This window comes from Microbacterium sp. NPDC058269, from assembly GCF_042881445.1.
Taxonomy (GTDB): Bacteria; Actinomycetota; Actinomycetes; order Actinomycetales; family Microbacteriaceae; genus Microbacterium.
This window is the reverse complement of the sequence record NZ_JBHVXT010000001.1, coordinates 704,050-724,247: the sequence shown is the minus strand read 5'-3', so window position 1 is coordinate 724,247 and position 20,198 is coordinate 704,050. Positions and strand designations below refer to the sequence as shown.

17 protein-coding genes are annotated in these 20,198 nt (G+C 68.0%); 10 read left to right on the top strand and 7 right to left on the bottom strand.

What is annotated here, in order from left to right; all coding sequences use genetic code 11:
* On the top strand, nucleotides 1-465 hold the full coding sequence (locus ACFVWL_RS03620) for a MarR family winged helix-turn-helix transcriptional regulator (protein ID WP_387178584.1): 465 nt from the start codon (nucleotides 1-3) through the stop codon (nucleotides 463-465).
* Nucleotides 466-483: 18 nt separating this feature from the next.
* On the opposite strand, the gene ACFVWL_RS03615 is transcribed toward ACFVWL_RS03620, so the two are convergent.
* Genes ACFVWL_RS03615 through ACFVWL_RS03605 form a run of 3 tightly spaced genes read right to left on the bottom strand, consistent with a single transcriptional unit; the run spans nucleotide 484 to nucleotide 2,430 of the window.
* The gene (locus tag ACFVWL_RS03615) at nucleotides 484-1,530 is read right to left on the bottom strand and encodes an NAD(P)/FAD-dependent oxidoreductase (protein WP_387178582.1); all 1,047 of its coding nucleotides are present in this window, start codon (nucleotides 1,528-1,530) and stop codon (nucleotides 484-486) included.
* 10 nt (nucleotides 1,531-1,540) lie between these two features.
* Entirely contained in the window at nucleotides 1,541-2,116 is a 576-nt protein-coding gene (locus ACFVWL_RS03610; protein WP_387178579.1) for a GNAT family N-acetyltransferase, read from the bottom strand.
* Between the two features lie 2 nt (nucleotides 2,117-2,118).
* A complete protein-coding gene (locus tag ACFVWL_RS03605; RefSeq protein ID WP_105528552.1) occupies nucleotides 2,119-2,430 on the bottom strand; it encodes an NIPSNAP family protein in 312 nt (103 codons plus the stop codon).
* Between the two features lie 77 nt (nucleotides 2,431-2,507).
* Between ACFVWL_RS03605 and ACFVWL_RS03600 the strand changes: the two genes are divergently transcribed.
* From ACFVWL_RS03600 to ACFVWL_RS03590, 3 genes are all read left to right on the top strand, one after another.
* Nucleotides 2,508-3,401, top strand: a complete 894-nt coding sequence (locus ACFVWL_RS03600) for a formylglycine-generating enzyme family protein (protein ID WP_387180904.1) — start codon at nucleotides 2,508-2,510, stop codon at nucleotides 3,399-3,401.
* Nucleotides 3,402-3,487: 86 nt separating this feature from the next.
* Nucleotides 3,488-4,987, top strand: coding sequence for an arylsulfatase (locus ACFVWL_RS03595; protein WP_387178576.1), 1,500 nt, complete (start codon nucleotides 3,488-3,490; stop codon nucleotides 4,985-4,987).
* 191 nt (nucleotides 4,988-5,178) lie between these two features.
* Nucleotides 5,179-6,525 carry a hypothetical protein gene (locus tag ACFVWL_RS03590; RefSeq protein ID WP_387178572.1) on the top strand — a complete coding sequence of 449 codons (1,347 nt, stop codon included), beginning with the start codon at nucleotides 5,179-5,181 and terminating at the stop codon, nucleotides 6,523-6,525.
* A 54-nt stretch (nucleotides 6,526-6,579) separates the two neighbouring features.
* On the opposite strand, the gene ACFVWL_RS03585 is transcribed toward ACFVWL_RS03590, so the two are convergent.
* Nucleotides 6,580-7,593 carry a LacI family DNA-binding transcriptional regulator gene (locus ACFVWL_RS03585; RefSeq protein ID WP_387178569.1) on the bottom strand — a complete coding sequence of 338 codons (1,014 nt, stop codon included), beginning with the start codon at nucleotides 7,591-7,593 and terminating at the stop codon, nucleotides 6,580-6,582.
* Nucleotides 7,594-7,719: 126 nt separating this feature from the next.
* Between ACFVWL_RS03585 and ACFVWL_RS03580 the strand changes: the two genes are divergently transcribed.
* The 6 genes from ACFVWL_RS03580 to ACFVWL_RS03555 all read left to right on the top strand — a co-directional run bounded on the left by ACFVWL_RS03580 (nucleotide 7,720) and on the right by ACFVWL_RS03555 (nucleotide 16,829).
* Complete coding sequence (locus ACFVWL_RS03580) at nucleotides 7,720-8,955, top strand: amino acid ABC transporter substrate-binding protein (protein ID WP_387178566.1); 1,236 nt, start codon at nucleotides 7,720-7,722, stop codon at nucleotides 8,953-8,955.
* Nucleotides 8,956-8,962: 7 nt separating this feature from the next.
* Nucleotides 8,963-9,847, top strand: a complete 885-nt coding sequence (locus ACFVWL_RS03575) for a branched-chain amino acid ABC transporter permease (protein ID WP_105528557.1) — start codon at nucleotides 8,963-8,965, stop codon at nucleotides 9,845-9,847.
* Complete coding sequence (locus ACFVWL_RS03570; protein WP_387178562.1) at nucleotides 9,831-10,946, top strand: branched-chain amino acid ABC transporter permease; 1,116 nt, start codon at nucleotides 9,831-9,833, stop codon at nucleotides 10,944-10,946. The genes ACFVWL_RS03575 and ACFVWL_RS03570 overlap by 17 nt, the downstream gene beginning before the upstream one ends.
* Nucleotides 10,943-11,707 (top strand): ABC transporter ATP-binding protein, encoded by a 765-nt coding sequence (locus ACFVWL_RS03565; RefSeq protein WP_387178560.1) that lies wholly within the window; start codon nucleotides 10,943-10,945, stop codon nucleotides 11,705-11,707. Before ACFVWL_RS03570 ends, ACFVWL_RS03565 begins: the two co-directional genes overlap by 4 nt.
* Nucleotides 11,697-12,449, top strand: a complete 753-nt coding sequence (locus ACFVWL_RS03560) for an ABC transporter ATP-binding protein (RefSeq protein ID WP_387178557.1) — start codon at nucleotides 11,697-11,699, stop codon at nucleotides 12,447-12,449. Before ACFVWL_RS03565 ends, ACFVWL_RS03560 begins: the two co-directional genes overlap by 11 nt.
* Before the next feature lie 189 nt (nucleotides 12,450-12,638).
* Nucleotides 12,639-16,829, top strand: a complete 4,191-nt coding sequence (locus ACFVWL_RS03555) for a PQQ-dependent sugar dehydrogenase (RefSeq protein ID WP_387178555.1) — start codon at nucleotides 12,639-12,641, stop codon at nucleotides 16,827-16,829.
* Nucleotides 16,830-16,881: 52 nt separating this feature from the next.
* On the opposite strand, the gene ACFVWL_RS03550 is transcribed toward ACFVWL_RS03555, so the two are convergent.
* Genes ACFVWL_RS03550 through ACFVWL_RS03540 form a run of 3 tightly spaced genes read right to left on the bottom strand, consistent with a single transcriptional unit; the run spans nucleotide 16,882 to nucleotide 20,172 of the window.
* Complete coding sequence (locus tag ACFVWL_RS03550) at nucleotides 16,882-18,063, bottom strand: LCP family protein (protein ID WP_387178552.1); 1,182 nt, start codon at nucleotides 18,061-18,063, stop codon at nucleotides 16,882-16,884.
* A gap of 58 nt (nucleotides 18,064-18,121) precedes the next feature.
* A complete protein-coding gene (locus ACFVWL_RS03545) occupies nucleotides 18,122-19,510 on the bottom strand; it encodes a sensor histidine kinase (RefSeq protein WP_387178550.1) in 1,389 nt (462 codons plus the stop codon).
* Nucleotides 19,507-20,172, bottom strand: coding sequence for a response regulator transcription factor (locus tag ACFVWL_RS03540; protein ID WP_387178548.1), 666 nt, complete (start codon nucleotides 20,170-20,172; stop codon nucleotides 19,507-19,509). Before ACFVWL_RS03540 ends, ACFVWL_RS03545 begins: the two co-directional genes overlap by 4 nt.
* Nucleotides 20,173-20,198: the final 26 nt, after the last annotated feature.

Here is a 20,198-nt window from a genome sequence, read left to right as displayed (position 1 = left end):
ATGACCGAAGAGCGCCGCCGCAGCACACCGACGCCCGAGCAGCTGCGCATCTGGCGGGGCTTCGTCGAGACCTCTGCCACCCTGCGAGATCGTCTGGGCGCGCAGCTCCAGAACTCGTCCTCACTCTCCTCCGGCGACTACCAGGTGCTCCTCGCGCTGAGCGAGGCCGATGGGCACAGGGCGCGCTCCTCCGAGCTGGCGGCCTTGATCGACTGGGAGCGTAGCCGACTCTCGCATCACCTCGGGCGGATGGAGAAGCGCGGTCTTGTGCGGCGGGTCCCGTGTGTCGACGGCGTGCACGGCGTCGACGTGCTGCTCACCGACGAGGGAGCCGAGGCGTTCCGAGCCGCGAACGTCCCGCACCTCCGCGCCATCCGCGACCTGTTCGTCGAAGCGCTCTCGCCCGAGCAGCTCGCCGCGGTCGACGACATCACCGCCGCCTTGCGCCGGCACCTCGACGGCTGATCGCGCGTCGAGGACACCTCAGAGCGTGGTGTGGGCGGCGGCGATCTGACGCCCGATCTCGGCGGACAGGATCACGCCGGGGTGGGCGATCGCCAGGTGGAGGCCGGGCATCTCCGGCACCGGGCCCACGAGAGGCTGGCCGTTCGCGGGTATCGGACGATCGGCGATCACGGCATGTTCGAGGCGGACCTCGTCGGCGTCGACGAAGGAGCGGCGGATGGCGGCGAGAGTGGCCACGGCGAGCTCTCGCGGGTCACCGGAGAAGCCAAGGGGAACGTCTTCTGCAGCGAGGAGTGTTGCGTCGTCCAGCTGGCGGACCTCGAACTCCGGGGTGGAGAGGATGCCGCGCACGAGCGGGCGGGGCGTGGAGAGGCGCAGTAGACAGCACGGAGACCCCGCGACGTCGATGTCGACTCCGACCGATGCGGCGAGACCGGTCGACGCGGTGCCGGCCGCGAGGACGACGCTCTTCGCCTCGATCACGCCCCGGTCGGTCACCACGCCTCGAACGCGGCCGTCATCGTGAAGCAGCCGCAGAACGGTCGTTGCGGTGCGCACCTCCGCCCCGTGCTCCTGTGCGCTCTGCAGCAGGGCGCGTGTGAAGGCGACGGGGTCGACCCCCAGATCGTCCGGGGCGTAGGCCACCACGTCGGGCGCGTCGCGCAGACTCGGCTCCCGCATCCGCGCCTCGTGGGCCGTGAGCAGCTCCATCCGGTGCCCGGCGGCCTGGTGTTCGGAGACGAAGGCGCGAGTCAGCGCGTCGGAGTCCTCCCACGTGACCGCACCGAACGGACGAAGCCCGACGGGCGCGGTGATCTCGGTGAGGACCCGATCGAACTCCGGCCGTGCACGCTCGCGGAGCGAACCCGCGTACGCGTCGGCGGGACTCTTGGCGATGCCGACCCAGGCGAACGACGCGGCCGTCACCCCCGCGCCCGGAGTTCCCCTGTCGAGCACGACCACGTCGTGTCCCGCACGGGCCAGGTGGTGAGCGATCGAGGCGCCGATCACACCGGCGCCGATCACGACGATGGGGGCGTTCGCAGGTGCGGGGGCGTCGGACATCGCCTCCAGCTTAGGGAGCGACGGGACGCTCGTCGGTGTTCAGCACCGCCATGAGGATGGAGTCGACCCACTGGCCGTCCCAGAACAGGGTCTCCCGTTGGCGCCCTTCGTATCGGAACCCGGCCTTCTCGTAGGAGCGCTGGGCGCGGGGGTTGAAGGAGTACACATCGAGGCTCACGCGGTGCAGCCGGATGCGGCCGAAAGCGTGGTCGAGGACGGCGCGGGTCGCCTCGGTGCCGAAGCCGCGTCCGAGCCAGCCGGGATTCAGCGCGATGCGGAAGTTCATCGACGCATCGTCGGCCTCCAGTTCGTTGAGCACGATCTCGCCGACGTACTCCTCGGTGCCGAGCTCGATGATCGCCCAGTCCGCGCGGTCGTCGCGGTCGGCGAGGGATTCGAGGTGTCGCACCACCGCCTCGCGGGTGAACACCTGACGCGTGCCCGTGAGCCGCATGCTCTCGTCGTCGAGCAGCCCCTCCCATACGCCGTCGAGGTGCGCGACGCCCAGGGGCTCGAGCCGAAGACGCGGGGTCGACAGTGTGGTGACGGACGTGAGCGCGGAGGCGTCCACCGCCGGCGCGATCATGCTCAGGCGCCCTCGAAGACCGGGCTGAGGAAGCGGCGCTCGTAGCGGCGGATGCACTGCGTCCGGCGCGCGAAGTCGAATGCCTCGATGCACTCCGGGTCGGTCTTCGAGGCGGTGCGATAGACCTCGTACTCCGCCAGAGAGGGGAACGTGAACAGCGCGAAGGCCTCGTCGCTGTCACCTTCGCTCGGCAGGAAGTAGCCGTGATGGGTGCCGCCGTGCTTCGCCACGAGTCGGATCCAGGTGCGGCCGTATTCGGTGAAATCGTCGAGCTTGTCGGGGTCGATCTCGTAGCGCAGGTGAACGGTGATCATGCGGATGATCTTTCCAGATCGGCCCGGATTCCGCGGAACGCCGACACTACGCTGAGCACGTGACGAACTCGCGCGACATGGTCCACATCCCGGGCGGCACGTTCCTGATGGGCTCCGACGACTTCTATCCCGACGAGCGCCCGGCGCATCAGCGCGAGGTCGCCTCGTTCTTCATCGACCGCTACCCGGTGACGAACGCGCAATACGTCGAGTTCGTCGACGCCACCGGATACGTGACCGTCGCCGAACGAGAGCTCGATCCCGCCGCGTTCCCCGGAGCCGATCCCGCCGACCTCGTTCCCGGGGCGATGGTCTTCACCCCGACCGCCGGTCCGACGAATCTGGGTGACTGGCGCAACTGGTGGCGCTGGCAGCCGGGCGCGTTCTGGCGCCGGCCGTTCGGACCCGACTCGTCGATCGACGATCGGCTGCAGCATCCGGTCGTGCACATCGCGTTCGAAGACGCGGTCGCCTACGCCGATTGGGTGGGGATGCGTCTGCCGACCGAAGCCGAGCACGAGTACGCGGCGCGCGGGGGAGTCGACGGCGCCCCCTTCGCGTGGGGCGACGAGGCGTATCCGGGTGGTGTCGCGCAGGCGAACTCCTGGCTCGGACGCTTTCCCTACGACAACCAGGGCGTGGGTGGCACGGCTCCTGTGGGCTCGTACCCTCCGAACGGCTACGGCCTCTACGACATGATCGCGAACGTCTGGGAGTGGACGACCGACTTCTACACCCCGCGGCACATCCGCCTCTCCGATACCCCCGTCGACGCCGGCAAGCGCACGAACCTGCTCGCCGCCGCGAGTGCGCAGGAGGGCTTCCCCGACATCCCCCGCCGCGTGCTCAAGGGCGGGTCGCACCTCTGCTCACCCGACTACTGCCTGCGCTTCCGTCCGGCCGCGCGCTCGCCGCAGGCCGAGGACACCGGCATGTCGCACATCGGATTCCGGCTCACCCGCTCCGAGTGAGAGGCCCTGGGCTTCTCCTGAGGGGACTGCTTGGCTACGACCGAGGGCGATCGCCCCATCTCACCGGTTGACGCAAGGAGCCACCCATGGCAGACAAGCCCAACATCCTCATCATCTGGGGCGATGACATCGGCATCAGCAACCTGAGCACGTACTCCGACGGTCTCATGGGCTATCGAACGCCGAACATCGATCGGATCGCCGATGAGGGCGTGAAGTTCACCGACTACTACGGCGAGCAGAGCTGCACCGCCGGACGTGCGGCCTTCATCACCGGACAGAACCCCTATCGCACCGGACTCACCAAGGTGGGGATGCCCGGGGCGAAGCTGGGCCTGCAGGCCGAGGATCCCACCATCGCCGATGCGCTCAAGCACCACGGCTACGCCACCGGGCAGTTCGGCAAGAACCACCTCGGCGACCGTGACGAGCACCTTCCGACCGCGCACGGTTTCGACGAGTTCTTCGGAAACCTCTACCACCTCAACGCGGAGGAGGAGCCGGAGCACCCCGACTACCCGACCGATGAAGAATTTCCGGGCTTCAGTGAGAAGTTCCGCCCGCGCGGCGTGCTCCACTCCTGGGCGAACGACGACGGCACTCAGCGCATCGAAGACACCGGGCCGCTGACGAAGAAGCGGATGGAGACGGTCGACGAGGAGTTCCGCGACGCCGCGTCCGACTTCATCCGCAAACAGGCCGACGACGACACCCCGTTCTTCGTCTGGTTCAACTCGACGCACATGCACTTCCGCACCCACACCAAGGAAGAGAGCAAGGGGCGCGCCGGACGCTGGCAGTCGGAGTACCACGACACGATGCTCGACCACGACGACGTGGTGGGAAGCCTGCTCGATCTGCTCGACGAGCTCGGGCTGGCCGAGAACACGATCGTCATGTACTCCACCGACAACGGCCCGCATATGAACAGCTGGCCGGACGCCGGCATGACGCCGTTCCGCAACGAGAAGAACTCCAACTGGGAGGGTGCATATCGCGTGCCGGCGATGGTCCGCTGGCCAGGCCACATCCCGGCGGGGACGACTCTCAACGGCATCGTCAGCCACAACGACTGGTTCGTGACGCTGCTCGCGGCAGTCGGAGACGACGACGTCGCCGAGCGTCTGAAGACGGGGACCGAACTGCACGGGACCGAGTTCAAGGTGCACCTCGACGGCAACAACCAACTCGACTACATCACGGGCGCCGTCGAGCACAGCCCGCGCCGACACTTCTTCTACGTCTCGGATGACGGTGACCTCACGGCGCTGCGCTTCGAGAACTGGAAGGTCGTGTTCCTCGAGCAGCGCGCCGTCGGGACGCTGCTCGTCTGGCAGGAGCCCTACATCGAACTGCGCTTCCCGAAGCTGTTCAACCTGCGCACCGACCCCTATGAGCGGGCGGACATCACCTCGAACACGTACTGGGACTGGGTGCTCGATCACATCTTCCTGTTCGTGCCGGCGCAGGCGTACGTCGCACGGATGCTGCAGAGCCTCGTGGAGTTCCCCGCGCGACAGGAGTCGGCGTCGTTCACGATCAACCAGGTGATGGCGAAGCTGGATTCGACCACCGGCAGCTCCTGATCCGCCGCTGTCCTGAGCCTGAGCCTGAGCCTGAGCCTGAGCCTGAGCCTGAGCCTGAGCCTGAGCCTGAGCCCGTCGCCGTCTGCGGTGACGGGCTCGGTGCGGTCCGAGTGGGATACTCGTGATCCGGCGTGAGCCCGCCGAGGAGACGGGCTGAGGCTGTACGCAGACCATGGGAGGGGATGCAGAGCATGGATCACGCGCGTGCGGGACGGGGGATATCAGCCGTGCTCGCGGCCTGCGTGCTTCTGCTCGCGCTGGCCGGCTGTGCGTCGGGTGATGCGGTGCAGGGTTCGTTCGAGCGAGAGTTCGGCGACGATCCTGCGGTCGTCCGGCTGGATCTGTCCACCGCGGACAACATGCCGTTCACCGGCGGAGTCGGGGGTACGGTCACTGTTCGTGATGAGCTCGACGAGGAACAGCTGCGTGGGCTCGTGGGCCGGATCGTGTCTTTTCGTGGAGACACGGCGGGAGACGAGGACGAGTCGCGTGTGAGGATCGACGTCGTGGCGAGCGACTGGACGTTCCCGGTCCTCGCGACCCAGGAGTCCAGCGCTGCCGTGCTTGATGCCGTCTTCGAGCTTCGCGCGGATCCACGGGTGCGCTCCGGGACATTCATCTCGACCGACTACCAAAACGACCTCGACCACGTGACCCTCATCGCGGCTTCCACGTCGGAGATCGCCGGTCTGATCCTCGACGCACCGGCCATCGCCGCGGCGGGGGGTAAGACGCCGTCGATCACCGTGCGGTCCCCCGAAGATGGGGGCAGCGCCGTCGAGGTGTCGGGACGGCTGGGGGCATGGGCCTCGGACGCCGTTCGCGCGTACGAGACTCTGCGGGCACAGGTCCCCGTCACCGCGTTCCGGGCAGAGGAGGCGGCTGTGAGCGTCACCCTCGCCGATGAGGGTGACGTCGACGCAGCGCGAACGATCGTCGCGGAGATTCTCGATCCGACGTCGACGACCGTGTTCTATCAGAGCAACCTGGTCACGCTGTCGCCGGGGGCGAACGGGAACGAGGCGCGGGGGATTTTGGACGAGCTGGACGAGCGCGCCAGGGCGAGCGTCGCGTCGGTGTGGACGGACGACCGCTCCCTCACTCTCACTGCCACATCGGTCGGAGCCGTCGAGCACTTGGCGGGTGCTGTCTCGCGCAGCCCCGGCGCTGCCGAGGTTCCGGTCAGGATCGCGGTTGGGCAGGGTGACGACACCGTGTTCCGGCTGGCGTCCTCCGCAGGCGACCTGCGGGGTGATACGGAGACCGCGATGAGACTCATGCGCACGGACGGCGTCGAGGCCGTGCGCGTGAACCCCGGCACAGTCCTCGAGGTGGATTTCGATTCCGCTCCCTCTGAGCGCGTTCTCGTGGGCACGGCCGTGCCTCTCAAGGCGCTGTCCGAGTTCGATGAGCGGCTCTGCATCACCTGGCCCGCTGGCTCCTTCTGTACGCGGACGGCTCAGGTCATCGACGCGAGCGATCTCGGCGAGATGCCGGGCGGGCGCGCGTTCGCTGATGCGTGGAACGCCGCCCCCTGAGCGGGATCTTCCTGTTCGTGCCGGCTCGGGCGGTAGCTCGGAAGCCGACCGCGCTCAGCTGCGGGGAGGGCCGGAGGACCGGCGGACGATGAGTTCGTGGGCCGTGGTGATGGTCCTCGCCTCGTCGCTCGCGGGGCGGAGGATGAGGGAGACGGCGTGCTGGCCCATCTCGAACATCGGGATGCGTGCGGTGGTGAGCGCCGGGGCCACATCCGCGGCGACGGCGATGTCATCGAATCCCACGACGGACATCTCGTCGGGCACGCTGATCCCGTGCTGCCGCAGCTCGCTGAGGATGCCGATCGCCATCGCGTCGTTGAGGCCGACGATGGCGGTGACATCGCGGTCGAGGAGCTCGCGGGCGCCCTCGATGCCGCCTTCGCGGGTGAACTCCCGCGACACGACGGTGAGTTCCACGTCGGTGTCGTTCGTGCCCTCGCGGAGGCCCGCGATGCGGTCGGCGACCGTGTTGAGATCGAGCGGGCCGGCGACGACCCCGATGCGGCGGTGCCCGAGCTCTGCGAGGTGTCGGCCGACGGAGACTCCTGCGCGGTGGTTGTCGGGCAGCACGGCATCGATCGGCAGATGGTGGCGGCCGATGACCGCGGCGCGGCCCCCTGCCAGCGTGAAGTCCAGGAGCGCCTCGGTCATGCCCTGCTCGCGACCGGGGTCGGCGTACCCCGAGCCCGCGATGATGATCGACCCCACACGTTGGCGCAGCAGCGACTTCACCTGCGCGAGCTCGCTGTCGGGGGTGCGGTCGGCCTGGGCGATCTGCACCGACCGGTTCTCGAGAGCCGCACTGCGGATCACACCGCTCGCGATGTCGGAGAAGTAGGGGTCGCCGATCTCGTGCACCACGAGGCCGATCGTCGGCACGAGTCCGCCGGCGAGTCCGCGCGCGTGCATGTTGGGTTCGTATCCGAGCTGCGTCGCGATCCCGCGGACGTGCGCGGCCACCTCCGGCGAGATGCCGGATCCGCCGGTCATCGCCCGGGACGCACTCGCGAGGGATACCCCTGCGGCTTCGGCCACATCGATGAGTCGCGGCGCACCTTCACGCTTCACGAAACCTCCCCCCAGGAGCAAGATCGACGCTGATTGCGCGGTAGGTTGCTCTTCGTTCTTCGGTCCCACTATAGTGGCGGAAGCGCTTACGAAAGCGCTTTCGCTACGATGACGTAGGAGACTCGGATGACTGCACCCAGATACGGTCGACGGATCGCTGCAGCGATCGGAACGCTGTCGATCGCCGCGCTCACGGTTTCGGCCTGTTCGGCCACCGGCGACCAGGCCGAGGGAGGTGGCTCCGACGATCCGATCGTCATCGGCATCTCGCTGCCGCTCACGGGCGACTTCTCCGAACCGGGCAAGGGCGTCGAGCGAGGCTACGAGGCGTGGCGCGACATCGTCAACGAGAACGGCGGACTGCTGGGCCGACAGGTCGAGCTGAAGATCCTCGACGACCAGTCCAACGCCGACCGGGTCGTCTCCGACTACGAGTCGCTGATCGCGCAGGACGGCGTCGACCTCGTGTTCGGGCCGTTCTCCACCCGACTCGTGGTGCCGTCGGCCCGCGTCGCGCAGGAGTACGGCATGCTGTTCGTCGAGCCGGCCGGCGCCGCGGAAGAGGTCTTCGAGCAGGGCTTCGACAACCTCTTCTACGCCGCACCCGCGATCGCGAACGACCACTACAACAACCTCGCGGACTACCTGCTCGCGCTGCCGGAGGGTGAGCGTCCGGAGACGGCGGCCGTCGCCTCGATGGACGACCCGTTCGCCCAGGGCACGGCCTACGGCCTCAGGGACAAGCTGGAGGACGCCGGCGTCGAGATCCTCGTGAACGAGGTCTACCCGCCGAACACCACCGACTTCTCCACGATCGCGGCCAAGATCGCGCAGTCGAACGCCGACATCGTGATCGGCGGCACGCAGTATCAGGACGCCGTCAACCTGATCATCGCGCTCCAGCAGCTCAACTATCAGCCGGAGCTCGCGGCCTTCTCCACCGCTCCGACCAACCCCGAGTTCGCCGCAGCCATCGGCGGTGCGACCGAGGGCATCCTCGCCCCCACGGGCTACTCGCCGAAGTCGCAGTTCCCCAGCAACATCGAGTTCGTCGAGAAGTACACCGAGATGCACGGCAACCCGCCGTCGGAAGACGAGGCCAACGCCTACACGACCGGTCAGGTGGTCGCCGCAGCGGTGGAGGCCGTCGGGTGCGCCGAGCAGGGCGACTGCCAGCAGAAGCTCATCGACTGGCTGCGCGACAACGAGGTCGAGACCGTGGTCGGTCCCCTCAGCTGGGACGAGACGGGCAAGCCCACCGGCGCCCACCTCATCCAGCAGTGGATCGACGGCGAGATCCTGATCGTCCTCCCCGAGGACGTCAAGGAAGCCGACTTCCTCTTCCCGAAGCCGACGTGGTGATCTGCGCGTGAGTGGTGCACTGCTGCTGCAAAGCCTGATCCTCGGCATCCTGCTGGGAGGGCTCTACGCCCTCCTGGCGGCCGGGCTCACGCTGTACTTCGGAATCATGCGCGTCGTCATGATCGCGCACTCGGCCTTCCTCATCCTGGCCGCCTACCTCGCGTGGTGGTTCAACCGGGAGACGGGCATCGATCCGCTCGTCTCGCTCATCGTCACCGTGCCCCTGTTCTTCCTGACCGGCGTCGTGATGCAACGGCTGCTCGTCTCGAGGCTCAAGCCGCTGACCCTGACCATGATGTCGGTGCTGCTCACGTTCGCTGTGGCGCTGATCATCGAGGGGGCGCTCGGGTTCTTCTTCACCGGGACCCAGCGTCGCATCCCGCTGCCGTACGCCAGCGCGAGTCTCGACTTCTTCGGTGCGCAGGTGCCGGTGGTCAAGCTCATCGCGTTCGGGCTGGCGGCCGTGGCCCTCGCGCTCCTGTTCGTGCTGCTCAAGTACACGAAGTTCGGTCAGGCGCTGCGGGCGACGATCCAGCATCCCGAGGCTGCACGGCTCGTCGGCATCAACACCGATCGCGTCGCCGGCTACGGGTTCGGGCTCGGGCTCGCGACCGCCGCGATCGGCGGCACGGCGCTCTCGCTCGACGCCACGATCTATCCCTCTCTGCACTGGCACTGGATCGGACCGCTCATGGCGATCATCGTCGTCGGCGGCCTCGGCAGCATCCCCGGTGCCGCCATCGCGGCTCTCATCCTGGGCGTCGCGCAGAGCCTGCTCCAGCTTCCGCTGGGGCCGACCTGGGCGCAGACGGTCTTCTACGTCGCGCTCTTCGCCACGCTCATGTTCCGTCCGCAAGGTTTCTTCGGAGGTCGTCTTGCCCAGCGTTTCTAGCCGAGAGCCGATCGCCACCGAGACGGTCGTGATCGCTCCATCCGCTCCCGTGCGGCGCACATCGTCGAGGTGGGTGGGCATCGTCCTCCTGATCGTCGGCGCAGCCCTCGTCCTCTCCTTCCCGACCATCGCCCCGAACCCGTACATCCTCTCGGCGGGCGTCGTGATCCTCAACTACGCCGTGCTGTCGACGGGGTGGAACTTCATGGGCGGCTTCACGGGATACATCTCCCTCGGGCATGCCGCGTACTTCGGTCTCGGCGCCTACGGCACCGGCCTGCTGATCAAGTTCCTCGACCTTCCCGGGTTCGTGGCCTGGATCCTCGCAGCAGTGCTCGTCGTGATCATCGCGATCCCGATCGGCATCGCCGCCCTCCGGGTGCGCGGCGCTTCGTTCGTGATCGTGTCCATCGCGTTCGTCCTGATCATGCTGCTGGTGTTCCAGAGCTGGCGCGATGTGACCGGCGGATCCGAGGGCCTGAACGTCCCGCGTCCGTTCGACGTGCTCCGGCCGGAGCATCACCGCATCTTCTACTACCTGTTCGCCGGGCTCCTGGCGTTCGCGCTCGTGGTGTGGTGGATCATCGACCGTTCCAAGTTCGGCACAGCGCTCAAGTCGATCCGCGAGGACGAGGACAAGGCGCAGGCACTCGGAGTGCCGACCACACGGTACAAGCTGATCGCCTACGTGCTGTCCGCGCTGTTCGTCTCGCTGGGCGGCGGACTCTACGCCCTCTGGTTCGGCGACCTGGATCCGATCTTCCAGTTCTCCATCCTCATCGGCTCCTACATGGTGCTCATGGCGCTGCTCGGCGGGGTGCGGAACCTCTTCGGCCCGCTGCTCGGAGCCGTCGTCGTCGGAGTCGCGCTCGAGTACTTCAAGCTCGAGTTCGGCGACACGCAGTTCCACCTCATCGCGACCGGCATCCTGCTCGGCATCGTCGTGCTCTTCATGCCGGACGGCATCATCCCGGCAGTGAAGGGCCTCTTCACCCGGAAGTCCCACGCGGCGTCGATCCGTGAGGTGACCGCCGGGGAGCTGCTCGAACAGAACAAGACGCGAACAGCGGATGCCTCGACGAAGGAGACGTCGTCATGAACGCCCCCACCGCACAGTCCACGACCACGCTCGAGAGCCTGAGCACCGTCTCGATGACGAAGTCGTTCGGCGGCGTCACAGCGGTCGACGGCGCCACGGTCTCGTTCCAGGAGGGCAAGGTCAACGGCTTGATCGGGCCGAACGGCTCGGGCAAGACCACCTTCTTCAACTGCGTGACCGGCATGATCAAGCCGGACTCCGGAGAGGTGCGCTACCGGGGGCAGGCGATCACCCGCAAGTCGCCCGACCGCATCGCCCGCGCCGGTATCGGCCGCAGCTTCCAGCTGTGCCGGGTGTTCCCGCGCATGACGGTGATGGAGAACCTGCTCGTGGCGGTGCGCAGCCCGAGCGTCTGGCATCAGCTGCGCTCGGCAGCCGACCCCGACGAGCTGGAACGGGCACGGGGGTGGCTGCGGCGCGTCGGCATCGACCACCTCGAACACGCCGAGGCGCGCAACCTCAGCTACGGCCAGCAGAAGCTGCTGGAGCTGGCGGGCGTGCTCATGGGCGAGCCCGACACGATCATGCTCGACGAACCGGCGGGAGGCGTGAACCCCGCTCTCATCGGACGCATCGCCACCCTGGTGCGCGAGCTCAACGAAGAGGGCAAGACGTTCATCATCGTCGAGCACAACATGGAGATGGTCATGAGCCTGTGCGATCACGTGGTGGTGTTCGACCGTGGGCGTCAGATCGCCGAGGGCACGCCGGCGATCATCCAGCAAGACCCCCGAGTCCTGGAGGCCTACCTTGGAGTCTGAAGCGAAGAACCTGCTCGAGCTGCGCGACATCGAGGCCGGCTACGGCCGTGCGGCGCTCGTGCTCCGCGGCCTCACGGTCGAGGTGCCGCCCGGATCGGTGGTCTGCCTCGTCGGGCCCAACGGCGCCGGCAAGTCGACCGTGCTCAAGGTCGCCAGCGGCATGCTCAAGCCGCGCTCCGGCAGCATCCGCGTCGACGGCCGCGACATCACCGGCGAAGGACCGCAGTCGATGCTGCGCCACGGGCTCGCGCACGTGCTGCAGGGTCACAGCGTCTTTCGCGAGATGACGGTCGGCGAGAACGTGATGCTCGGCGCCTTCACCCTCAAGGACCAGGCGGTCATCCAGGAGCGCGTCGATTTCGTGCAGAACCTCTTCCCCATCGTGGGGGAGCGGTGGAAGCAGCTCGCGGGCCTGCTCTCGGGCGGTCAGCAGAAGCAGGTCGAGTTCGCGCGGTCGCTCATGGTCAGCCCCAAGGTGGTGCTGCTCGACGAGCCGTCGATGGGCCTCGACCCCAAGACGACCGAGAAGGTCTTCGAGCAGATCGTGCGGATGCGCGACGCCGGAACCGCCGTGCTGCTCGTGGAGCAGAATGCGCGGCGGGCGCTCGAGACCGCAGACATCGGGTGCGTCCTCGACCTCGGCCGGGTGCACATCTCGGGGCCCGCGTCCGAGCTGCTCGCGGATCCGACCCTCGCCGCGCTGTATCTCGGCGGCAAGCCCTCGGTGACCGACGCGGGGTGAACCTCCGGCGGGAGGAGGCGAAGACGGCCTCCTCCCGCCTTTCTCGTCCATTCGACGAAAGCGCTTGCGAAAGCGTTTGCGTCCTGAGCCGCAGTTCCGTCCCACGCCTTCTCCGCTGCAGTGCCGCCCCGGAGAAGGGGCACGACCATCGGCACGACACCACACGACGACGACGTTGAGAGGTTTCTGATGCACGAACGAACCATGCGCCCCGCGAGCTCGAGCACTCGATCGGCCGCACCGCCTCCTCGATCCTTCGGCGTCCGACGAACGGGTGCGCTGGTCGCGGCGGCCGCCGTCGTCGGAGCCCTGCTGACCGCGAGTCCCGCTGCCGCGGCGGAACCCTTCACCGAGCTGATCGACTTCGAGGGATACGAGCGCGTCGCCCTGAACGGTCAGGACGGATGGGCGGCGTCGGGGGCGCCTCGCGTGATCGCCGACCCGTTGAACGGCAACAATCAGGTCGTCGAATCCGTCGGGGGAGGGCAGCAGTCGTACCGTGCCATCCCCGCCATCGCAGAGGGAGACACCGGCACGCTGTTCTTCCGCTTCCTGCGCACCGGCAGCGTCGACACCTCGTTCGGACTCACGGATGTGGATGCACCGAACGACTACGTGAACAGTCGCGCCTACGTGAACAACCAGAACGACGACGTGCTGCGTGTCCGTGACGGCGGGGCCTTCAAGCCTGCCGGCGTGTGGTCGAAGGATGCCTGGCAGTGCGTGTGGATCGTCGCCGACAACGCGGCCGACAAGGTCACCGTGTACAGCCAGGGCGGCGCGTACGAGGAGCAGACCCGCCTCCCGGAGGGGACCGAGCAGCAGTTCGGCTTCCGTCAGGCCGTGAACGGCGCGCTCGACCGCTTCTTCTGGAAGAACGGTGCCACGAGCACAGGACGCCTGCTGCTCGACGACGTGGCCGTCGACAACACGGGGGAGAACCTGGCTATCGCGACAGGCAACCCGGGCGACTGCGCACCGGGTGGCACGGCGAACGAGCCGCTGCTCAACCCGCTGCCCGATCCCGCTCTCGCCGACCTCGGGATCGAGGTGACCGAGCTCGCGCAGCTTCCGGAGTCGCAGACGACCCCGGCCACCCAGGACCAGCGTCTCGTTCGGCGCAACCGCATCACGCACCTCGACGAGGTGCCCGACGACTCCGGCCGGCTGATGGTGCCCGACAACAACGACATCCTCTATCTGGTCGACAAGGAATCGGGCGAATACGTCCCGTACCTCAACGTCCGGAACGAGTTCATCGACAACTTCCACAACAGCGCAGGGCTCGGCACGGGTCTCGGTTCCGCCGAGTTCCACCCCGACTTCGCCGAGAACGGGCTGTTCTACACCGTGCACACCGAGGGCGGTACGGCGCTGACGGAAGACACCCCGGACTTCCCCGCGTTCGGCACCACCGCGTTCCACAGCGTGATCACCGAGTGGAAGGCCGATGACCCGTCGGCTGCGACCTTCGCCGGTACGCACCGCGAGGTCATGCGCATCCCGTTCGCCGGACGCGTGCACACCGTGCAGCAGATCGCGTTCAACCCGACGGTGTCGGCCGGAGACGCCGATTACGGCAACCTGTACGTGCTCGTCGGCGACGGCGGGAACGGGGTCGGCAACGGCAACCCGCAGGATCTGGCGACTCCGCAGGGCAAGATCCTGCGAGTGAACCCCACCGGCGATGACAGTGAGAACGGCGCCTACGGCGTTCCGGATGACAACCCCTTCGTCGACGAGGCGGATGCGCTGCCCGAGATCTACGCCGTCGGCATGCGCGACCCGCACCGGATCAGCTGGGACCCCGAGGGCGACCACACCATGTACCTCGCCCACATCGGCGAATGGCAGGTCGAGTCGGTCTACGCCGTCGAGCCGGGAGACAACTTCGGCTGGTCGGTGCGCGAGGGCTCGTTCCTGGCCGAGAACCGACAGATCTTCCCGCTGCCGGAAGACGATGCCGAGAACGGCTTCACGTATCCGGTGGCCGCCTACGACCACAACCGCGATCCCGGGCAGACCGGCGACGCCGGCGTGGCCGTGAACGGCGGGTTCGTCTATCGCGGCGAGATTCCCGAACTCCAGGGCCGCTACCTCTTCACGGATCTGGTGCGCGGCTGGGTGCTGTCCACCGACTCAGCGGAGATGGTGCGCAACGACGGTGACATCGCCGACCTCGCCACGATCAAGGAGCTGAGGGTCTTCGCCGACGGCGTGGAGACCACGTTCCAGGAGCTGGTCGGCGACAAGCGCGTCGACCTGCGGTTCGGCTCCGACGCCGACGGTGAGCTCTACCTCGTGTCGAAGGCGAACGGCAAGATCTGGAAGGTGACGGGCGCGCGCTCGGTCGATGAGCCGACCAACCCGTTCGTTCTCCCTGCGCTCGCACCGAACCTCGTCACGCACCACGACTTCGACCACCCGGATGCCGCGAAGCCGACGATCGAGCTCGATCAGGGTCGCTCCGGCACCCCCATCTCGCTGATCAACGGCGGGGTCGAGATGAGAGTCGCCGATCGCGCCTACCCGGGTGCGGGTGAGGCCCTCCAGACGCAGCAGATGAGTCCGCGGACCGCGTCGAATGACGACTGGAAGGCCGGTGTCTACGATGCGGACGGCGTCGAGTCGCTCGACAGGTTCGCCGGCACCGACAAGGCCTCCGTCATGGGCTGGTTCAAGCCGACCGGCGATCACCCGGCCCTGAACTCCGGCACCGCGAATCCGGATGACGTGTACAACGCCATCGGTCTCGCGGGTGTGCTGACCGGCACCTCGGACGGGCACGCGGTGCGAGCGCTGCTCGAGGTCATCACCGTCGACGGCGAGCTCAAGCTCGTGGCTCTCGGGCGCCGCGTCGATGGTGCCGGCTCCTGGACGTTCGCGGCTGACCTGCCCTGGAACGAGATCCTCAAGAAGGGGCAGTGGGTGCATCTCGCGGCGACCTTCGACTTCGCCGCCGGCGAGATGAAGCTGTTCATGAACGGCGAGGAACTCGCGGGGAAGTACACCGCAGCGAACCCGTGGGGAGACGGATCGACCTCCGACACCGCACCGGCCGGCATCAAGATCGGCGGCAGCTTCCCGCAGAACACCAAGGAGGCCAATCCGTTCAACGGGCGGATGGACGACATCATGCTGCTCGACACGGTGCCGACGGCCGAACAGGTCGCCGCGCAGTACGCGCTCTACGCCGTGCCGCCCGTCGAACCGCCGGTGCCGCCCGCGTGCACGCCGGACGGCGAGACCCTCACCGACGTGATGGCGGAGGACGACTGGGCGCCGCGGACACCCGCCAAGTGGGACTTCCCCGGTGACGAGGTCGTGCTCACCGAGGCGGGGACGAACCCGAACGACGGGATCCGCCGTCCGTTCGAGTACGCCGTGCTCACCGAGGGCGAAGAGCTCGGCTCGTTCGACCTCACCGGCCAGGTGCGACTCGACGAGAAGGCATCGGTCAACAACCGCGACGTCATCATCGTCTTCGGGTGGAAGTCGGACACGGAGTACTACTACGCGCACCTCTCGCAGGACAACTCGATCTACCCGCACAACGGCATCTTCAAGGTGAACAAGGCCGACCGGGAGCGGATCGACGACCAGTGGGACGGTGCGGTCGGGGCGCCGCCCGCGGTCACGGACGAGGAGTGGCATGACGTGCGCGTGCTGCGCTGCGCCGACACGGGAGACATCGCCGTGTACGTCGACGGGCTCGACACCCCGCTGATGACTGCGAACGACAAGACCTTCCCCGAGGGGCGGGTGGGCTTCGGGTCCTTCGACAACTTCGGACGCCTCCGCGACCTCTCGGTCACGGCCGCTGCCGAGGACACCACCGCACCCGTCGCGACCGTCAAGACCGGGGCCGACTTCACGGTCGGACGCGACGGCATCTACAGCAAGGTTTCGTTCAAGCTGCAAGATGCCGGGAAGATCGATCGGCTGACGCTCAACGGCGTCGAGAAGGACCTGACGGACGGTGTCTGGTCTGACCTGAACGCGGTGGTGCCGGGGGCGTTCGGGGCGGTGGAAGGGGCGAACACCCTGGTCGTGTACGACCTGGCCGGCAATGCCACGACCGTTCGATTCACGCTCGACGTCACCGCTCCCGCGGTCACGGTCAAGGACGGCGGGCAGTTCACCGTCGGGGCCGACGGCACCTACAGCCTGGTGTCGTACAAGCTCAACGATGCGGGCAAGGTGGATCGGCTGACCCTCAACGGAGCGGGGAAGGATCTGACGGACAACGTCTGGTCCGACCTCAACTTCGTGAAGCCGGGAGCGTTCGGCGCCGTCGCCGGCGCGAACTCTCTGGTCGTGTACGACGTGGCGGGCAATGCCACGACCATCCCGTTCACACTGACGGGCGCGACCGGATAGTCCGCACTCGCGGGCGTGGGATCGACGCTCCACGCCCGCGAGTCACGCGACGCTACCCGGAGTACGGGCGCACACAGGTGTCCTGTGCCGCGCTCTGCCCGTCGATGTTCTCCGGCAGGGTCTCGGGCTCCGTCGTCGTCGGTTCTTCGGTATCGGCCGACGGCGGGGTGGATGGCTCGGACAACTCGCTCCCACGGCCCGTGTGGTCGGCGCTGATGTTCACCGTTTCGCCCGACTTCACCCGCTCCAGCAGCGCGACGGCGGCCTGCTCGTCGGGGACGACGCGGTCGCCGGCGGGAAGGTGCGGGTACGACACGAACGCGATGTTCTCCAGGGGCAGGTCGCTGAAGACCTTCGCCATGGAGGCGAGTGTTCCGAGGTCTGCGAGCGGCGTGGACAGCGTCATGTTCCGCGTCGCGGCATCGGCGATCCCGAACAGCTTCACCGGATCGGTCAGGGTCGACTGGTCGCGCAGCGTTCGCACGAGAGAGGAGAGGAACACCTGCTGGGTCGAGATGCGGGCGAGATCGCTCCCGTCACCGATGCCGTAGCGGGAGCGCAGCAGCGCCAGAGCCTGTTCGCCACTGAGGTCGTAGGTGCCCGCTTCGGGGATCTCCAGCCCGGAGTGCCGATCGTGGATGGGGCCGGCGAAGCAGATGGGTACGCCCCCGACCGCGTTGGAGGCGTCGATGACTCCGGTGAAGCTGATCTCCGCTGCATAGGCGAGGTCGATTCCGGTGAGCGCAGTGACCGTCGACGCCACGCACCCCAGCCCTCCGCGGGCGAGCGATTCGTTGAACTGCACCCGGTGACCGGCATCCCAGGTCTTCCCGGTGCCGGGGTCGGTGCACGAGGGCATGTCGACGAGCAGGTCGCGCGGAAAGGAGATCACAGTGGCCGCGTCGTGCGACTCGTTCACGTGCAGCAGCAGGGTGACGTCGTTCCGGCTGCCTTCGACGTCACCGCCCTCGCCGTACTGGGCGCCCTGTCCTGCGCGACCGTCTGATCCGACGAGCAGCACGTCGAATTCGCCGTCGAAGTCTGCGACGGAGGGAGGCTCGTCGGTGTGTGCGGGGTGCAGCTCGACCGTGGTGACGTTCTGCGACAGTCGGATCGCCGCGACAGCGACCGTTCCCCCACCGATGACCAGGATCGCGACCGCAGTCAGGGTGAGGAAGCGCCGCAGGCGTCTCCGGCGTCGTCGGCTCGGAGAAGGGGGAGGGGGAAGACTCATGGGAAGACCTCTCGACAGGGGCGAGTAGCCATCGTCGAGGACGAATGTCACACGAGTGTCACAGGCGAGGAAGGGTCACCCGGAACGTCGCGCCGGGGGAGCGGGGGAGCAGCGTGAGCTCGCCGCCGAGGAGCCGGGCGTTGTCGCGGGCGATCGCGAGTCCGAGCCCGGTGCCCGCGCCGTCGGAGCGCGAACGGTCGGTGGTGACGAAGCGGTCGAACACCCGCTCGGCGTCGGGCTCGGCTATGCCGGAACCGTGGTCGCAGACGTCGATGTGCAGCATGTCGCCGTCTTCGAGCACACGGACCGTGACGGGCGGGCGACCGTGCCGGGACGCGTTGGTGAGCAGGTTCGCCCCCACGGTGTGCAGCCGCGACGAGTCGGTGCGGATCCGAAGATCCGGGGAGACCGACAGCTCGACGACGTCGACGCCGGTCGCATCGATCACGTCGGCGAGCAGATCGGCGAGCACGACGGTCGTGCGGTGCACGCGTGCGACCCCGGCATCGAGGCGGGAGAGCTCGAGCAGGTGCTCGATCAGGGTGTGCAGGCGGCGCGTTCCGGTGCGCACGACCGCGGCGGCGACCGCCCGCTCCTCCGTGGTCGCCTCTTCGTCCTCGTCGAGGAGCTCGTCGACCGCCATCATCGAGGTCAGCGGTGTGCGCAGCTCGTGGGCGACGTCGCTGACCAGCTGCCGGGACTCCGCCTCACGGCGCCGAAGCTGGGCGATGGTGTCGACCAGCCGCTCCGAGGAGAGGCGGAGGGCGTCGGCCACGCGGTCGACGTCGTCGAACGACGGCTTCCATTCCGGCGGGCCGTCGCCGGAACCGACGGCATGCGCGGTGTTGACCAGGCGCCGCAGCGGACGCGTCAACGCACCGCCGAGCAGACGCTCGAGCAGGACGACCAGCACCACCACGCCGCCGCTGAGGAGCGCGCCCGAGACGATGAGATCTCGCACCTGCTCCTGCTGCGGCTGCATCGAGTAGGCGGTGACGACGGCGAGGCGGGCGCCCGGGTCCTGGGGGAGATCGTCCCGGACGGTCGAGACGAAGAACACCTCTCGACCGTCGAGCGTGGTCATCAGCGAGGTCAGATCACCCGAGCGGTGGCTGTCGTCGATGCCGAGGGCATCCGGCACCTGGTCCGGTCGGAGCTCCCCGGCGCTGCGGCCGCTGTCGAGGTCGATGATGACGGTCTCGCCGGGGAGGATCTCGGCGTAGTACTTCCACGTGTCCTCAGGCGACCCGGTGGAGATCGACGTGAACAGAGCGTCGGCGGTCGTGGAGAACTCGTCGAGCAGGCCCTGCTGCCGCGACTCGTAGACGATGCGCCCCGCGGTGAACACGACGACTCCGGTGACGAGGACCGAGACGGCGATCGTGCTGCCGACGAGGGCGAGGGCGATGGCCGTGCGGAGGGTGGGGCGACGACGTCGTGCGGTCATCTCAGCCGGTATCCGATCCCGCGTATGGTCTCCAGCTGCGGTGTCGACACGTTCGCCGCGGTCAGCTTCGCCCGCAGCCGCTGGATCGCGGTGTCGACCACCCGCGGAGTGTCGGGTGGCGACTGCGCCCAGACCGCGTCGATCAGGCGCGAGCGGCTCAGGGCATGACCGTCGTTCAGGGCCAGCTCGTGCAGCAGGCGGAACTCGGTGGCGCTCAGCGGCAGCGCCTCGCCGTCGGCCAGCGCCTCCGCGGAGTCCTCGCGCAGTTCGAGGGACCCGACCCGCAGCGGCTCGGCGGTGAGGCGCGAGCTGCGGCGCAGGACCGTCCGCAGGCGCGCTTCGAGCACGGCCACGCTGACCGGCTTCGCGATGTAGTCGTCTGCGCCGGCGTCGAGGCCGACGACGACATCCGCATCCTCATCGCGGGCGGTGAGCATCACGGTCGGGAAGCCCCACCGGGTGCGGATCTCGCGGCACAGCGAGAACCCGTCACCGTCGGGGAGCATGACGTCGATGATCGCGACGTCCGGGGTGGTGCGTTCGGCGAGCAGGCGGGCCGAGGCGACATCCACGGCGGTGTCGACGGTGTGACCACGGCGTCGCAGGGCGGTCGTGAAACCGAGGCGGATCTCCGCGTCGTCATCCACGAGCATGACCTTCATCAGGCGCCCACCTCCCCGGCCATCGC

What these genes read in the sequence shown, in the direction of transcription:
- ACFVWL_RS03610 (WP_387178579.1), bottom strand. Translation starts at nt 2,116, where the DNA reads ATGATCGCGCCGGCGGTGGACGCCTCCGCGCTCACGTCCGTCACCACA.
- ACFVWL_RS03555 (WP_387178555.1), top strand. Translation starts at nt 12,639, where the DNA reads ATGCACGAACGAACCATGCGCCCCGCGAGCTCGAGCACTCGATCGGCC.
- ACFVWL_RS03600 (WP_387180904.1), top strand. Translation starts at nt 2,508, where the DNA reads ATGGTCCACATCCCGGGCGGCACGTTCCTGATGGGCTCCGACGACTTC.
- ACFVWL_RS03595 (WP_387178576.1), top strand. Translation starts at nt 3,488, where the DNA reads ATGGCAGACAAGCCCAACATCCTCATCATCTGGGGCGATGACATCGGC.
- ACFVWL_RS03540 (WP_387178548.1), bottom strand. Translation starts at nt 20,172, where the DNA reads ATGAAGGTCATGCTCGTGGATGACGACGCGGAGATCCGCCTCGGTTTC.
- ACFVWL_RS03590 (WP_387178572.1), top strand. Translation starts at nt 5,179, where the DNA reads ATGGATCACGCGCGTGCGGGACGGGGGATATCAGCCGTGCTCGCGGCC.
- ACFVWL_RS03580 (WP_387178566.1), top strand. Translation starts at nt 7,720, where the DNA reads ATGACTGCACCCAGATACGGTCGACGGATCGCTGCAGCGATCGGAACG.
- ACFVWL_RS03605 (WP_105528552.1), bottom strand. Translation starts at nt 2,430, where the DNA reads ATGATCACCGTTCACCTGCGCTACGAGATCGACCCCGACAAGCTCGAC.
- ACFVWL_RS03565 (WP_387178560.1), top strand. Translation starts at nt 10,943, where the DNA reads ATGAACGCCCCCACCGCACAGTCCACGACCACGCTCGAGAGCCTGAGC.
- ACFVWL_RS03615 (WP_387178582.1), bottom strand. Translation starts at nt 1,530, where the DNA reads ATGTCCGACGCCCCCGCACCTGCGAACGCCCCCATCGTCGTGATCGGC.
- ACFVWL_RS03550 (WP_387178552.1), bottom strand. Translation starts at nt 18,063, where the DNA reads ATGAGTCTTCCCCCTCCCCCTTCTCCGAGCCGACGACGCCGGAGACGC.
- ACFVWL_RS03620 (WP_387178584.1), top strand. Translation starts at nt 1, where the DNA reads ATGACCGAAGAGCGCCGCCGCAGCACACCGACGCCCGAGCAGCTGCGC.
- ACFVWL_RS03545 (WP_387178550.1), bottom strand. Translation starts at nt 19,510, where the DNA reads ATGACCGCACGACGTCGTCGCCCCACCCTCCGCACGGCCATCGCCCTC.